Annotated in this window: 11 protein-coding genes; 9 read left to right on the top strand and 2 right to left on the bottom strand. The window is 75.2% G+C overall.

Translation table 11 applies throughout. The features are described 5' to 3' along the window. Nucleotides 1-97: 97 nt before the first annotated feature. From ACFY3N_RS02890 to sucD, 6 genes are all read left to right on the top strand, one after another. The gene (locus tag ACFY3N_RS02890; protein ID WP_390814866.1) at nucleotides 98-1,255 is read left to right on the top strand and encodes an AAA family ATPase; all 1,158 of its coding nucleotides are present in this window, start codon (nucleotides 98-100) and stop codon (nucleotides 1,253-1,255) included. Continuing rightward, complete coding sequence (locus ACFY3N_RS02885; protein WP_390814865.1) at nucleotides 1,252-3,576, top strand: DUF5682 family protein; 2,325 nt, start codon at nucleotides 1,252-1,254, stop codon at nucleotides 3,574-3,576. The genes ACFY3N_RS02890 and ACFY3N_RS02885 overlap by 4 nt, the downstream gene beginning before the upstream one ends. A 149-nt stretch (nucleotides 3,577-3,725) precedes the next feature. Next, nucleotides 3,726-4,889 carry a VWA domain-containing protein gene (locus ACFY3N_RS02880; RefSeq protein WP_390814864.1) on the top strand — a complete coding sequence of 388 codons (1,164 nt, stop codon included), beginning with the start codon at nucleotides 3,726-3,728 and terminating at the stop codon, nucleotides 4,887-4,889. A gap of 155 nt (nucleotides 4,890-5,044) precedes the next feature. Then, nucleotides 5,045-6,076: a hypothetical protein gene (locus ACFY3N_RS02875; protein ID WP_390814863.1), complete on the top strand. Its 1,032-nt coding sequence runs from the start codon at nucleotides 5,045-5,047 to the stop codon at nucleotides 6,074-6,076. A gap of 591 nt (nucleotides 6,077-6,667) precedes the next feature. Further along, nucleotides 6,668-7,846 carry an ADP-forming succinate--CoA ligase subunit beta gene (sucC, locus tag ACFY3N_RS02870; protein ID WP_390814862.1) on the top strand — a complete coding sequence of 393 codons (1,179 nt, stop codon included), beginning with the start codon at nucleotides 6,668-6,670 and terminating at the stop codon, nucleotides 7,844-7,846. Between the two features lie 21 nt (nucleotides 7,847-7,867). Further along, nucleotides 7,868-8,752 carry a succinate--CoA ligase subunit alpha gene (gene sucD / locus ACFY3N_RS02865; protein WP_030871259.1) on the top strand — a complete coding sequence of 295 codons (885 nt, stop codon included), beginning with the start codon at nucleotides 7,868-7,870 and terminating at the stop codon, nucleotides 8,750-8,752. A 91-nt stretch (nucleotides 8,753-8,843) separates the two neighbouring features. Here the strand turns inward: sucD and ACFY3N_RS02860 are convergent, their stop codons facing one another. Next, nucleotides 8,844-10,004, bottom strand: a complete 1,161-nt coding sequence (locus ACFY3N_RS02860) for a helix-turn-helix domain-containing protein (RefSeq protein ID WP_390814861.1) — start codon at nucleotides 10,002-10,004, stop codon at nucleotides 8,844-8,846. 96 nt (nucleotides 10,005-10,100) lie between these two features. Here ACFY3N_RS02860 and ACFY3N_RS02855 point away from each other — a divergent pair, with 96 nt between their 5' ends. Continuing rightward, complete coding sequence (locus tag ACFY3N_RS02855) at nucleotides 10,101-11,645, top strand: DUF6350 family protein (RefSeq protein ID WP_390814860.1); 1,545 nt, start codon at nucleotides 10,101-10,103, stop codon at nucleotides 11,643-11,645. Nucleotides 11,646-11,654: 9 nt separating this feature from the next. Here ACFY3N_RS02855 and ACFY3N_RS02850 read toward each other — a convergent pair whose 3' ends face one another. Further along, on the bottom strand, nucleotides 11,655-12,446 hold the full coding sequence (locus ACFY3N_RS02850; RefSeq protein WP_390814859.1) for a hypothetical protein: 792 nt from the start codon (nucleotides 12,444-12,446) through the stop codon (nucleotides 11,655-11,657). Nucleotides 12,447-12,819: 373 nt separating this feature from the next. On the opposite strand from ACFY3N_RS02850, the gene purN reads away from it, so the two are divergent. Together purN and purH are read left to right on the top strand one after the other, a co-directional pair. Next, nucleotides 12,820-13,458 (top strand): phosphoribosylglycinamide formyltransferase, encoded by a 639-nt coding sequence (gene purN, locus ACFY3N_RS02845; protein WP_390814858.1) that lies wholly within the window; start codon nucleotides 12,820-12,822, stop codon nucleotides 13,456-13,458. Next, entirely contained in the window at nucleotides 13,455-15,041 is a 1,587-nt protein-coding gene (gene purH, locus ACFY3N_RS02840; protein ID WP_390814857.1) for a bifunctional phosphoribosylaminoimidazolecarboxamide formyltransferase/IMP cyclohydrolase, read from the top strand. Before purN ends, purH begins: the two co-directional genes overlap by 4 nt. Nucleotides 15,042-15,051 lie beyond the last annotated feature (10 nt).

Below are 15,051 nucleotides of genomic sequence, written 5' to 3'. Positions count from 1 at the left end.
CTTGCCGAGATCGTTCGTGCAGGTCAGAGCGATTGTCAGTGGCGTGGTGCACGGTTGGTGCCAGATCCGAACCGGCCGAGCTGGAGGGGACCCAGCCATGACTGTGCCCGTTGGACCGACGCCCGTCGACCCGATGCGGAACAGCTCCGCGCCCGCGAACACGACGGCGGCGCAGACGCGGACGCTGCGACCGCACGCCGAGGACGCCTTCGCCGCCGAACTCGCCGCGCTGGCGGCGCAGGACGACCGTCCCCGCCCCGCCCGCTGGCGGCTGTCGCCGTGGGCCGTCGCCACCTACCTGCTCGGCGGCACGCTGCCGGACGGCACGGTCGTCACGCCGAAGTACATCGGTCCGCGCCGCATCGTCGAGGTCGCGGTGACCACCCTCGCCACCGACCGCGCCCTGCTCCTGCTCGGCGTACCCGGCACCGCGAAGACCTGGGTCTCCGAGCACCTGGCCGCCGCGGTCAGCGGCGACTCCACCCTGCTCGTGCAGGGCACGGCCGGCACCCCGGAAGAGGCCATCCGCTACGGCTGGAACTACGCCCGGCTGCTCGCCCAAGGCCCCAGCCGCGACGCCCTCGTGCCCGGCCCGGTGATGCGGGCCATGGCGGAGGGCATGACGGCCCGCGTCGAGGAGCTGACCCGCATCCCGGCCGACGTCCAGGACACGCTGATCACCATCCTGTCGGAGAAGACGCTGCCGATACCGGAGCTGGGCCAGGAGGTGCAGGCCGTCCGCGGCTTCAACCTGATCGCCACGGCCAACGACCGCGACCGCGGGGTCAACGACCTGTCCAGCGCCCTGCGCCGCCGCTTCAACACCGTGGTGCTGCCGCTGCCCGAGACCCCGGAGGCGGAGGTCGACATCGTCTCGCGCCGGGTCGGCCAGATCGGCCGCTCCCTCGACCTGCCGGCCGTGCCCGACGGCGTCGACGAGATCCGCCGGGTCGTCACCGTCTTCCGCGAGCTGCGCGACGGGATCACCACCGACGGCCGGACGAAGCTCAAGTCGCCCAGCGGCACGCTGTCGACCGCCGAGGCGATCTCCGTCGTCACGGGCGGGCTGGCGCTGGCCGCCCACTTCGGCGACGGCGTGCTGCGGGCCGGGGACGTTGCCGCGGGCATCCTCGGCGCGGTCGTCCGCGACCCGGCGGCGGACCGGGTCGTCTGGCAGGAGTACCTGGAGACCGTGGTCCGCGAGCGCGACGGCTGGAAGGACTTCTACCGGGCCTGCCGGGAGGTCGGTGGATGAACGGCGGGAAGGCGGACACCGCGGGGCCGCTGCTGCTCGGCGTGCGGCATCACGGGCCGGGGTCCGCGCGGGCGGTGCGGGCGGTGCTGGAGGAGGCCCGGCCGGGCGCCGTGCTGATCGAGGGCCCGCCGGAGGCGGACGCGCTGGTCCCGCTCGCCGCCGGGGAGGACATGCGGCCGCCCGTCGCGCTGCTCGCCCACGCGGTGGACGAGCCCGGCCGCTCGGCCTTCTGGCCGCTGGCCGAATTCTCCCCGGAGTGGGTCGCGCTCCGCTGGGCGCTGGAGCACGGGGTCCCGGCCCGTTTCATCGACCTGCCGGCCACGCACACACTGGCCCGGGAGGACGACGAGGACCGCGCGCCCGGCACGGGCGAAGACGTGCGGGCCGATCCCCTGGTAGTGCTCGCCGAGGCCGCCGGGTACGACGACGCCGAGCGGTGGTGGGAGGACGTGGTAGAGCACCGGGGCGTGGGCGAGGGGGACGCGGTCGCGCCGTTCACCGCGCTGGAGGAGGCCATGACCGCGCTGCGGGAGGAGTACGGAAGCGGGGGACACCGGCGGGACCTCGTGCGCGAGGCGCACATGCGGCTGCGGATCCGGGCGGCGCAGCGGGAGTCCGAGGACGGCGTGGCCGTGGTCTGCGGGGCCTGGCACGTGCCGGCGCTGCGGCGGAGGACCACCGTCGCCGCCGACCGCGCCCTGCTGAAGGGGCTGCCCAAGGTGAAGACGGACATGACCTGGGTACCCTGGACCCACCGCAGGCTCTCCCGGACGAGCGGCTACGGCGCGGGCATCGACTCCCCGGGCTGGTACGGGCACCTGTTCAGTGCCCCGGACCGGCCGGTCGAGCGGTGGCTGACCAAGGTGGCCGGGCTGCTGCGGGCCGAGGACCGGACCGTCTCCTCCGCGCACGTCATCGAGGCCGTACGGCTGGCGGAGACCCTCGCCGCGCTGCGCGGACGTCCGCTGCCCGGCCTGAGCGAGACGACCGACGCCGTGCGGGCGGTGATGTGCGAGGGCTCCGACGTGCCGCTGGCACTGGTGCACGACCGGCTGGTCGTCGGCGACGTGCTCGGGGAGGTGCCGGCGACGGCGCCCGCCGTGCCGCTGCAGCGGGACCTCGCGCGGATTCAGCGCCGGCTGCGGCTGAAACCCGAGGCCGGGGAGCGGGAGCTGGAGCTCGACCTGCGCAAGGAGACCGACGCGGAGCGCGGCAGGCTGCTGCACCGGCTGCGGCTGCTCGGCATCGACTGGGGGGAGCCGGCCGCCGCACGCGGCACGGGGACCTTCCGGGAGACATGGCGGCTGCGCTGGGAGCCCGAGCTGTCCGTGCGGGTCGCCGAGGCCGGGGTCTGGGGGACGACCGTGCTCGCCGCCGCGACCGCCAGGGCGGAGGCGGACGCCGTCGCCGCGCGGGGACTCGCCGAGGTCACCGGGCTCGCCGAGCGCTGCCTGCTGGCCGCACTGCCCGGGGCACTGCCCACGGTGATGCGGATCCTCACCGACCGCGCGGCCCTCGACACGGACGTCGGCCATCTCGCCCAGGCGCTGCCCGCCCTGGTCCGCTCGCTGCGCTACGGCGACGTGCGCGGCACCGACACCGCGGCGCTGGCCGAGGTCGCCGCGGGGCTCGCCGAGCGGGTCTTCGTCGGACTGCCCGCGGCCTGCGCCGCCCTGGACGCGGACGCCGCCGACGAGATGCGGCGCCACGTCGACGCGGTGCACGGCGCGGTGGGTCTCCTCGGCGACGCCCCCGCGCCGGGCCACGCGGGGCTGCGCGCCCGCTGGCAGTCGGTGCTGCGGACCCTGTCCGCACGGGACACCGTGCCCGGCGTCCTACGAGGGCGGTCCGTGCGGCTGCTGCTGGACGACGGGGAGCTGGCGCAGGAGGAGGCGGCGCGGCTCATGGGGCTCGTGCTGTCGCCGGGCACGCCGCCGGCGGACGCGGCCGCGTGGATCGAGGGCTTCGTCGGCGGCGGCTCCGGCGGCGGACTGCTCCTGGTCCACGACGAGCGGCTGCTCGGGCTGGTCGACACGTGGCTGACGGGCGTGCCGGCGGAGGCGTTCACGGACGTACTGCCGCTGCTGCGGCGGACGTTCTCGGCGTTCGAGCCGGGGGTGCGCCGCACCCTCGGGGAACTGGTCCGGCGCGGACCGGGGACACGCGGCGGCACGGCGGCCGCGGTCTCCGGCGCCCCCGGCTTCGCCCCCGACCCCGACACCGTCCGCGCGGACGCCGTGCTGCCGGTGCTGCGGCTGCTGCTCGGGCCGGACGGGGAGGACCGGGAAGCGCGCGACGGGCTCGCGGGGGTGACGGGATGACGGCCATGCGGGAGGAGGCGGGCACGCGAGGGGAGGCGGGCACGCGAGGGGAGGCGGGCACGCGAGGGGAGGCGGGCACGCGAGGGGAGGCGGGCACGCGAGGGGAGGCGGGCACGCGGGAGGAGACGGACACGCGGGAGGAGGCGGACATGCCGGCCACGGTGACGGACCCGGCGCAGGAGCGGCTGCGGCGCTGGCGGCTCGTGCTCGGCGGCGACACGGCCGACGGGACGGGGTGCGCGCTGTCCGGGCATGACGCCGCGATGGACGGGGCGCTCGCCGCGCTCTACGGCAAGGGAGACAGGCCGCAGGCGGGCCGGGACCGGTCGGCGGGGCTCGGCGCGTCGGCGCCCTCGGTGGCCCGCTGGCTCGGGGACATCCGGACCTACTTCCCGTCCTCCGTGGTCCAGGTCATGCAGCGCGACGCCATCGACCGGCTCGGCCTCGCCGCGCTCCTGCTGGAACCGGAGGTGCTGGAGGCCGTCGAGGCCGACGTCCACCTCGTCGGCACGCTGCTGTCGCTCGACAAGGCCATGCCGGAGACGACCAAGGAGACGGCGCGGGCGGTCGTGCGCAAGGTCGTCGAGGACCTGGAGAAGCGACTCGCCACCCGCACCCGGGCCACCCTCACCGGGGCCCTCGACCGCAGTGCCCGCGTCAGCCGGCCGCGCCACCACGACATCGACTGGAACCGCACGATCGCGGCCAACCTCAAGCACTACCTCCCGGAGTACCGGACGGTCGTGCCCGAGCGGCTCATCGGCCACGGGCGCGCCTCGCGGTCGGTGCGGAAGGAGGTCGTCCTCTGCGTCGACCAGTCCGGGTCGATGGCGGCGTCCGTCGTGTACGCGTCGGTGTTCGGGGCGGTGCTCGCCTCCATGCGGTCGATCGGCACCCGGCTCGTCGTCTTCGACACGGCGGTCGTCGACCTCACCGACCAGCTCGACGACCCCGTCGACGTGCTCTTCGGCACCCGGCTCGGCGGTGGTACGGACATCAACCGGGCGCTGGCGTACTGCCAGTCGCGGATCACCCGGCCGGCGGAGACGGTGGTCGTGCTGATCAGCGACCTCTACGAAGGGGGGATACGCGACGAGATGCTCAAGCGGGTGGCGGCGATGAAGGCCTCGGGCGTGCAGTTCGTGACGCTGCTCGCGCTGTCCGACGAGGGGGCGCCCGCGTACGACGGGGAGCACGCGGCGGCGCTCGCCGCGCTGGGCGCACCGGCGTTCGCCTGCACACCCGATCTGTTCCCGGAGGTGATGGCGGCGGCGATCGAGAAGCGGCCGTTGCCGATACCGGACGCGGCATGAGGAGCGAACCCGGTCCGGTGAAAACGGACATGAGTACCCATCGGTAACGGAGGGCTTGCGCGACCTCGGGAGTCGCGTGCAAGGATCGGCGCCGTTCGATGAAGGTCCCGTGAAGCGTCTCCAGCCGTTCCGCCGTCCGGGAGGACCCGCCCCTCTTGATCCGGTCAGCAGCCCCGCCCGGTGCCGCTCTGCGCGCGATGCGCACGGCGGCCGGGCTGCGTGCGGTCCGGCTGGCGCTGCTGGTGGGCGCGGTGTTCGTGCTCGGCGTGCTGTGCGGGGAGCGGGCGCAGGCGGCGGACGGCGGGCCGGCCGGGGGGACCTCCTCCGCCGTCGGGCCCTCGGTGCCGGCCGGCTCGGGCACCCCGCCCGGCGCGCACGGTCCCGCGCCGGCCGTCCCGGACCTCACCGTGCCGCGCCCGGACGTGGCCGGTCCGGTCCGCCCGCTGACCGGGACCGTGCTCCGCTCCGTGGACGAGCGGATCGTACGGCCGGTCGAGGACCTGGTCGGTGCGGTGACCGACCGGCTGGACGAGGCGACACCGGGACAGCTTCCCGCGCTCCCCGCGCTGCCCGCGCCGCCAGCCCTGCCAGCCCTGCCCGCGCTCCCCGCCCTGCCCGCGCTCCCCGGCCCGGAGCGGCCCGCGCCGCTGCCGGAGCTCCCGCACCTGCCCGACGCACCGGAGCAGACGCTCCCCGGACCGAGCACGCCCGCCCCGCGGCCGGACACCTCGGCACCGCCGTCCGACGCGGCCGGGCAGGACGCCCCGGACGCCCCGGACGGGCCGGACGGGCCGAAGGGAACGGACGGACCGTCCGGGACCGCGGAGCCGGTCGCGGAGCCGGCCGCGGGACTCGTCCCGGGCCCCGTCGCCCACGGCCCGGAGCCCCTCCGCGCCGGCGGCGCGACCCACGCGGAACGAGGACACCGGCCCGCGCGGGACGCCGTACCCGCCGTGGACGCCGGCCCGGCCCCCGCGCCGCACGCTCCCGGCACCCCCGCCGGTCAGCCGGACGGCGCGACGGGCGGCCGCTCGGCCGCGGACCACGGCACACCGCGACACGGTGACGCGTACGCCGTCACCACGTCCCACCGGCCGCCGCTCCGGCTCGCGCCCGGCGCCGCCGTGCCCGCCGAGGCGGCCGGTACGCGGGACCCGTACCGGGACGTCCCGGTCTCGCCCGCTTAGGGGCGCTCCCTCCCTCGCCGCGGGCACGTGCGCGCGGGGACGGCGTGGCGGCCCTGCCCGTCCGGGCACCCTTCCGTGCCCCGGCGGAGGCCGTCGCGGGCCCTCTCCCGCCGGTCCGGCCGCACACGCCCGCGCCCCCACCCGTACCCGACTCACGGGTGACAAAGAACTCCACGGGGCAGCAGGACCCGGACAGCCGAAAGCCGTCGGACCGTCCGGTCGGAACCTCGTGGAGGGGCGGCCGGCCCCCATTGGGGTGGGGGCCGGCCGCCCCGCATCCCGGGGAACAGGGCGTTCACCGCCCCTCCGGGTTGTTCGCCAGGGCCTCACCGGGCCAACCCCAGCCCGGTGAGGCCCCTCATGCCCGGCACGCCGTGCCAGAGAGGACGGCATCATGTGACAGGTATCACCGCTCACGTGTGACCCGCGATTTAGAGAGGTCCCCCCAGCGGCGATAACCTGCGAGACGGACATGCCGCGCGCTCGGACACCGTGTGCGCCTCCCTTGTGACACAGCGGACGTCACGTTGCCCTTCGCGGCACGCCCACGCATCCAACGAACCGCGAGATCACTGATAGGGACGGAAGCGCGTGGACCTGTTCGAGTACCAGGCGAGGGACCTCTTCGCCAAGCACGATGTACCGGTGCTGGCCGGTGAAGTCATCGACACGCCTGAGGCGGCCCGCGCAGCCACCGAGCGTCTCGGTGGCAAGTCCGTCGTCAAGGCCCAGGTGAAGGTCGGCGGCCGCGGCAAGGCCGGTGGCGTCAAGCTCGCCGCGACCCCGGACGAGGCCGTCGCCCGTGCGACGGACATCCTCGGCATGGACATCAAGGGCCACACGGTCCACAAGGTGATGATCGCCGAGACGGCCCCGGAGATCCTGGAGGAGTACTACGTCTCCTTCCTCCTCGACCGCGCCAACCGCACCTTCCTCTCCATCGCCTCCGTCGAGGGCGGCATGGAGATCGAGGAGGTGGCGGCCACCCGCCCCGAGGCCGTCGCCAAGACCCCGATCGACGCCAACGAGGGTGTGACCCCCGCCAAGGCCCGCGAGATCGTCGAGGCCGCGAACTTCCCGGCCGAGGTCGCCGACAAGGTCGCCGACGTCCTGGTCACCCTGTGGAAGACCTTCGTCGCCGAGGACGCGCTCCTCGTCGAGGTCAACCCGCTGGCCAAGGTCGCCTCCGGTGACGTCATCGCCCTGGACGGCAAGGTCTCCCTGGACGAGAACGCCGAGTTCCGCCAGCCGGAGCACGAGGCCCTCCAGGACAAGGCCTCCGCCAACCCGCTCGAGGCGGCCGCCAAGGAGAAGAACCTCAACTACGTCAAGCTCGACGGCGAGGTCGGCATCATCGGCAACGGCGCGGGTCTCGTCATGAGCACCCTGGACGTCGTCGCCTACGCCGGTGAGGCGCACGGCGGCGTCAAGCCCGCCAACTTCCTCGACATCGGCGGTGGCGCCTCCGCCGCCGTCATGGCGAACGGCCTGGAGATCATCCTCGGCGACCCGGACGTCAAGTCCGTCTTCGTCAACGTCTTCGGCGGCATCACCGCGTGCGACGAGGTCGCCAACGGCATCGTGCAGGCGCTGCAGCTGCTCGCGGACCGGGGCGAGGAAGTCACCAAGCCCCTCGTCGTCCGTCTCGACGGCAACAACGCCGAGCTGGGTCGCAAGATCCTCTCCGACGCCAACCACCCGCTGGTGCAGCGCGTGGACACCATGGACGGCGCGGCCGACAAGGCCGCCGAGCTCGCGGCTGCGAAGTAAGGGACGAGGGACACCACAGCCATGGCTATCTTCCTCAACAAGGACTCCAAGGTCATTGTCCAGGGCATGACCGGTGCCACGGGCATGAAGCACACCAAGCTCATGCTGGCCGACGGCACGAACATCGTCGGTGGCGTGAACCCCCGCAAGGCGGGCACGTCGGTCGACATCGACGGCAACGAGATCCCGGTCTTCGGCACGGTCGCCGAGGCGATGGAGAAGACGGGCGCCAACGTGTCCGTCCTCTTCGTCCCGCCGGCCTTCGCCAAGGCCGCCGTCGTCGAGGCCATCGACGCCGAGATCCCGCTCGCGGTCGTCATCACCGAGGGCATCGCGGTGCACGACTCCGCCGCCTTCTACGCGTACGCCGTGGAGAAGGGCAACAAGACCCGGATCATCGGCCCGAACTGCCCGGGTCTGATCACCCCCGGTCAGTCGAACGCCGGCATCATCCCGGGCGACATCACCAAGCCGGGCCGCATCGGCCTGGTCTCGAAGTCCGGCACGCTGACGTACCAGATGATGTACGAGCTGCGTGACATCGGCTTCTCCTCCGCCGTGGGCATCGGCGGCGACCCGGTCATCGGCACCACGCACATCGACGCGCTCGCCGCGTTCGAGGCCGACCCCGACACCGACCTGATCGTGATGATCGGTGAGATCGGCGGCGACGCCGAGGAGCGGGCCGCGGCCTTCATCAAGGAGAACGTGAAGAAGCCGGTCGTCGGCTACGTCGCGGGCTTCACCGCGCCCGAGGGCAAGACCATGGGCCACGCCGGCGCCATCGTCTCCGGTTCCTCCGGCACGGCCGCCGCGAAGAAGGAGGCCCTCGAGGCCGCCGGCGTCAAGGTCGGCAAGACGCCGACCGAGACGGCGAAGCTGGCGCGCGCCATCCTCGCCGGCTGAGCAGGCGGCACAGGACGGCGCAGGACGGCACCGTACGGGTGGGCCCGTTCCCCGCAGTGGGGGACGGGCCCACCGTCGTCTCCGCCCGCGGCTACTCCACCTGCGGCGCCAGCCGTCCCGGTCCCCGCGCCAGCTCCTCCCGCAGCCGGGCGCGCAGCTCCCGCTCCTCCTCCGACAGGGGTCCGGGCGCCACGCGCGGCGGAACGCCCCGCACCGTCTCGCCCGCCGGCACCGGTGGCTCGTAGCGGGTCGGGGCCGTGCGCAGGGTGAGCGCCGTGGTGCCGATCAGCGCGACCGTGAACGCGACGGCGGCCCGGGTCCAGAACCGTGCCCGGCGCTCGCTGCCGCCGCGCACCACCGGCGGCTCGGCCGCCCGCAGCCGCCCGGTGGAGGCCAGCTCGGCCAGCCGCCGGTGCAGCTCCCGCGGGTCCGACAGACCGGGGAGCCGGGCGGCGACGGCCTCGCGCGCGTGCGTCAGCCGGCCGGCCGTCGCCCACGTGCTGGCCTCCGTCTCCGCCGCCGTCTCGGGCAGGCCGAGGCCGACCCCGTCGTACAGCAGGAGCGTGCGGCGGTACGGCGGCGGGAGGCGCAGCAGCGCCTCCAGGAGCGCCCGGTCGTCCTCGTCCGGGGGCGGCGGTTCGGGCTGCCGGTGACGGCGGCGGTACCGGTGCCACGGGGAGAGCGCCCACTCGTACGCCGCCGCGCGCACCCAGCCGGCCGGGTCCGGGTCCCGGGCCACCTCGGGCCAGCGGTCCCAGGCCAGCTGGAAGGCCCGCTCCACGGACTCGCGGGCGAGCGCGCGGCGGCCGGTGAGCAGATAGGCCTGCCGGACGAGGGCGGGGGCGCAGAAGGAGTACAGGGCGTCGAAGGCCTGGGCGGGCGTCGGGCCCGGGGAGGCCCCGGAGGGGGCGGAGGACGGCGGGGGCGCCTGCGCGAACGCTTCGGGGCGGCCGTCGCCGCCCGGCTTGTCCAGACACACCGTCACCACCGCTGTGGCCTCCTTCTCCTGACGAACGGACACGGGCTCCGGCGTCCCCGCGGCGGCGGTCCCCTCCGCCAGACGGGCCAGCAGCCTCGCGTACGCCTCCCGGTTCCGGCCGCGGGGGGTGCTGCGGCCGGACTCCCACGCGCGCACCGTCCCGGGCCGGACGCCCACGCGCTCCGCGAGCCGATGCCGCGTCAGCGAGGCGGCCTCGCGCAGGCGTCGGCGTTCGCCGGGCGGGGGGAGCGGGGTGGCGGGGCTCCGTGTCACTGGACGCCCCTCCGTCCGAAAAAGTACATAAACGTATATTGAGCGACACAGCGGGGCTTCGCCCGTTGCGACGGGAAAGCGCGTGTCGTTGGGAGCATGGCGGACGTGACCCAGACGACCGCTCGCCGTACGACACCGGCCGCCCTGCTCACCCGCGTGCGCGACCGCTCGCCGGGGCTCGCCTCCGGCCTCCTCGGCGGCGCCCTCGCGGCCGGGCTGGGGCTCGCGGCGTTCGCCGTCCTCGTGATCCTGCTGTGGATCAGCTCGCCCTACCCCGACAGCGGGCCCGGCGGCGCCCTGCACATCGCGGCGGCGCTGTGGCTGCTGGCGCACGGCGCCGAACTGGTCCGCGCCGACACGCTGTCCGGCGTCCCCGCGCCCGTGGGCGTCCCGCCGCTGCTGCTCCTCGCACTGCCGGTGTGGCTGCTGCACCGGGCGGCCCGCGACGCGGCGGAGGGCGGCACGGGCGGCGACGCCCCGCTCGTCCCCGGCCGTACGGCGTGGGCGGGCGTCCTCCTCGGCTACCTCGCCGTCGGCGCCCCCGCCGCGCTCTACTGCGCGGGCGGTGGACTGCGGCCGGCGTGGGGGTGGACCGCGGTGTGCGTGCCGCTGGTCGCCGGACTGGCCGCGGGGGCGGGGGTGCGGACGGCGTACGGCCGTCCGAGCGGACCGCTGGAACGGGTGCTGGGCGCGGTGCTGCCCAGGGGCCTGCGCCATCTGGTCCTCGGACCGGACGGCCGTCCCGGGGTCGTGGCGCGGGCGGCGGCGGCCGGGGCGGCGGTACTGACCGGGGGCGGGGCGCTGCTGCTCGCGGTGTCGCTGGGATGGCACGGCGGGGAGACCCGGCAGGCGTTCCTGCGGCTGACGGAGGGCTGGTCGGGCTGGCTGGCGGTGCTGCTGCTCTGCGTCGCGCTGGCCCCGAACGCCGCGGTCTGGGCGGCGGCGTACGCCCTCGGCCCCGGCTTCCTCCTCGGGACCGGCACCCAGGTGACCCCGCTGTCCTCCCCGCCCGCCCCGCCGCTGCCGCCGTTCCCGCTGCTCGCGGCGGTACCGGACACGGGGGCGGGGACCGTGCCGAACTGGACGGCGGCGGCACTGCCGGTGGCGGCCGGACTGGTGGCGGGGTGGTTCGTGGGACGGGGCGCCGCGAGGAGCGGACCGGCGCCCGCCCCCGCCTGGACCCGCGGCCGGACCGCCGGGGCGGCGGTACTGGCGGCCGTGCTGTGCGCGGCCCCGCTGTCCGTGCTCGCCGCGCTCGCGGGCGGGCCGCTGGGGACGGCCGCGCTCTCCCGGTTCGGCCCGGTGTGGTGGCAGGTGGGGGCCGCGGCACTGGCGTGGCTCACGCTGGTGGCGGTCCCCACGTCACTGGCGGTACGCGCCTGGCGCCGCCGCCCGTCCGCGGGCGGGCCGGGGACCCGGCTCCCGGGCCCCGGAGCACCGCAGGACCGCCACGCCCCGAGGCGCCCGGAACCGGCCCCGCCGCGCCCGGGCGACGACCTCGACGAGCCGTACCTGCTCCACCCCGCCCGGGGGCCCGCGCCCGACCCGTCCGACCTGTGGGACTGGGACATGCCGTTCGGCGTGCGGGAGGCGATCACCGCCCCCGGTGAAGAGGGCCCCGCCCCCGGCGCCCGGGAGTGAGCGCGGAGGTCAGTCGGTCGTGCCCAGGAGGTCGCGCAGCTGCTCCGGCAGGAGGTCGCCGCAGGACTGGCGGGCCTCCTGGGTGAGGGCGTCCTCGGTGCAGGTGTAGTAGTCGCTGTAGACCAGCTGGGCCGTGAAGGACGCGGCGACCAGGGCGAGCGCCAGCGACCCCGTGACCACTCCGCTCACCGCGGCCGTGGTCTGCGGGCGGCTCTTCGGCTCGGGCGCCGGGGCGTCCGGGTCCTGTGCGCGGGGCTTGGCGCGCAGGGCGCCGATGCCCCAGTAGAGGGCGAACGCGCCCAGCAGCAGCGCGACGTACGGCCAGCCGAAGAGGCCGAAGAAGAAGGCCCACATGCCGGACAGCAGGGCGTACCGCGCACGGCGCTGGGCCGGGTCCGTGGGGTCCCAGCGCATGCCGGGCCCCTGGGAGCCGCCGCCCTGCCCCTCGGGGCCGCGCGGGCGCTCGCCGAAACCGCCGGGGGAGCGGCCGGGCTGCCGGTCGCTCCAGTTCCGGCCCCAGGAGGAGCGGCCGCCGTCCTCCCCGCCGGACGGGTGCCTCGGCTGCCAGGGCCGGTCGGGAGTCCCCTCCGGCGGCGGCGCGAACGGGTTGTCGTCCTGCGGCTCCCGGGAGCCCCGCGCCCCCTCGGGGCCCCGGGTCCCGCGGCGCCCGTCGCCGCCGTCCCCGTCCCGGGGCGCGTCGGGCGGCGAGGCGGGGCGCTCCCGCAGCAGCACGGCACCCCGCTCCCCTCCCCGGGCGGACTGCTGGGGGAACGTGAGAAGTCGCAGGCTGCGGTCCGGCATCAAGTGAGCGTCTTCCCCTTAATGAAGCACGGCGTGGTCCGGCGAGGCCGCCTCGCACGACGTATCGACTACGACTGGGCTGGTGAACCGGTGCGTTCCCGTCGGCTCTCCGCGGCCCGGGTCCGTCGTCCTGTGAACGCCCGGTGCACGGTTCGCGTTCCCACGCGCCCCGGCGTTCCAGGACCGGCTCCTCCCAGACGCTACCTTCCGGCCACGCCCCCGTCCCGTGGGGGCCGCCCGGTGTGCCGGTATCGTTGCTGACGGTCGGCCGCTTCGTAGGCTTCCCCGTATCCGGGGGCGCGAAGCATTCGTAGGAATGTACAAAGCGCTGTGCCGCCGACCGTGCAGACGCTCCCCGAGAAAGGGCCCCACCGTGGCCGCCAAGCCCGTGGCCGAGCGCGCCAGGCGTCTCGTCGTGCTGGTCTCCGGATCCGGCACCAACCTCCAGGCGCTCCTCGACGAGATCGCCGCGACCGGCGCCGAGGCGTACGGGGCCGAGGTCGTGGCCGTCGGCGCCGACCGCGAGGGCGTCGAGGGGCTGGCCCGCGCCGAGCGCGCCGGGCTGCCGACCTTCGTGTGCCGGGTCAAGGACCACCCGACCCGCGAGGCGTGGGACGCGGCGCTCGCCGAGGCCGTCGCCGCCCACGAGCCCGACCTCGTGGTGTCCGCCGGGTTCATGAAGATCGTGGGGAAGGAGTTCCTCGCGCGCTTCGGCGGGCGGTTCGTCAACACCCACCCCGCCCTGCTGCCCAGTTTCCCCGGGGCCCACGGCGTACGGGACGCGCTCGCGTACGGCGCCAAGGTCACCGGCTGCACCGTCCACTTCGTCGACGACGGCGTCGACACCGGGCCGATCATCGCGCAGGGCGTGGTGGAGGTCCGGGACGAGGACGACGAGAGCGCTCTGCACGAGCGCATCAAGGAAGTCGAGCGAAGGCTGCTCGTCGAGGTCGTGGGGCGGCTCGCCCGCAACGGCTATCGCATTGAGGGACGAAAGGTAGTTATCCAGTGACCGCCGAGAGCAACAAGCGGGCCATCCGACGGGCGCTCGTCTCCGTCTACGACAAGACCGGCCTCGAGGACCTCGCGCGCGGCCTGCACGAGGCCGGCGTGGAGCTCGTCTCCACCGGGTCCACCGCCGCGAGGATCGCCGCCGCGGGCGTCCCCGTCACCAAGGTCGAGGAGCTCACCGGCTTCCCCGAGTGCCTGGACGGCCGCGTCAAGACCCTGCACCCGAAGGTCCACGCCGGCATCCTCGCCGACCTGCGGCTGGAGGACCACCGGCGGCAGCTCACCGAGCTGGGCGTGGAGCCGTTCGACCTCGTCGTCGTCAACCTCTACCCGTTCCGCGAGACCGTCGCCTCCGGCGCCACGCCCGACGAGTGCGTGGAGCAGATCGACATCGGCGGTCCGTCCATGGTGCGCGCCGCCGCCAAGAACCACCCGTCGGTCGCCGTCGTCACCAGCCCGGCGCGGTACGCGGACGTCCTCACCGCGGTCGAGGACGGCGGCTTCGACCTCGCCGCCCGCAAGCGGCTGGCCGCGGAGGCCTTCCAGCACACGGCCGCGTACGACGTGGCGGTCGCCTCCTGGTTCGCCTCCGAGTACGCCCCGGTCGACGCTGCGGCCGACAGCGGCTCCGCCGCGAGGCAGTTCCCCGACTTCCTCGGCGCCACCTGGGAGCGCAAGAACATCCTCCGCTACGGCGAGAACCCGCACCAGCCCGCCGCCCTGTACGTCTCGGGCACGGGCGGCCTCGCCGAGGCCGAGCAGCTGCACGGCAAGGAGATGTCGTACAACAACTACACGGACACGGACGCCGCCCTCCGTGCCGCGTACGACCACGACGCCCCGGCCGTCGCGATCATCAAGCACGCCAACCCGTGCGGCATCGCGACCGGTGCGGACGTCGCCGAGGCGCACCGCAAGGCGCACGCCTGCGACCCGCTGTCGGCGTTCGGCGGTGTGATCGCGGTCAACCGCCCGGTGTCCAAGGAGATGGCCGAGCAGGTCGCGGAGATCTTCACCGAGGTCATCGTCGCGCCGGACTACGAGGAGGGCGCCCTCGACGCCCTCACCAGGAAGAAGAACATCCGGGTCCTGCGCGCCCCCGAGGCCCCGTCCGCCCCGGTCGAGGTCAAGCCGATCGACGGCGGCGCGCTCCTCCAGGTCACCGACCGCCTCCAGGCCGAGGGCGACGACCCGGCCACCTGGACGCTGGCCACCGGCGAGGCCCTCTCCGAGGCGGAGCTGGCCGAGCTCGCCTTCGCCTGGAAGGCGTGCCGCGCGGTGAAGTCCAACGCGATCCTGCTCGCCAAGGACGGCGCCTCCGTCGGCGTCGGCATGGGCCAGGTCAACCGCGTCGACTCCGCGAGGCTGGCGGTGGAGCGGGCGGGCGCCGAGCGCGCGGCCGGTTCCTACGCCGCCTCGGACGCGTTCTTCCCGTTCCCCGACGGCCTGGAGATCCTCACCGGGGCCGGGGTGAAGGCCGTGGTCCAGCCCGGCGGTTCGGTCCGCGACGAGCTGGTCGTCGAGGCCGCGAAGAAGGCGGGCGTGACCATGTACTTCACGGGCACGCGCCACTTCTTCCACTGACGGTTCGCTC

The organism is Streptomyces sp. NPDC000348 (assembly GCF_042898795.1).
Lineage (GTDB): Bacteria > Actinomycetota > Actinomycetes > Streptomycetales > Streptomycetaceae > Streptomyces.
This window is presented reverse-complemented; position numbering and strand designations above follow the sequence as displayed.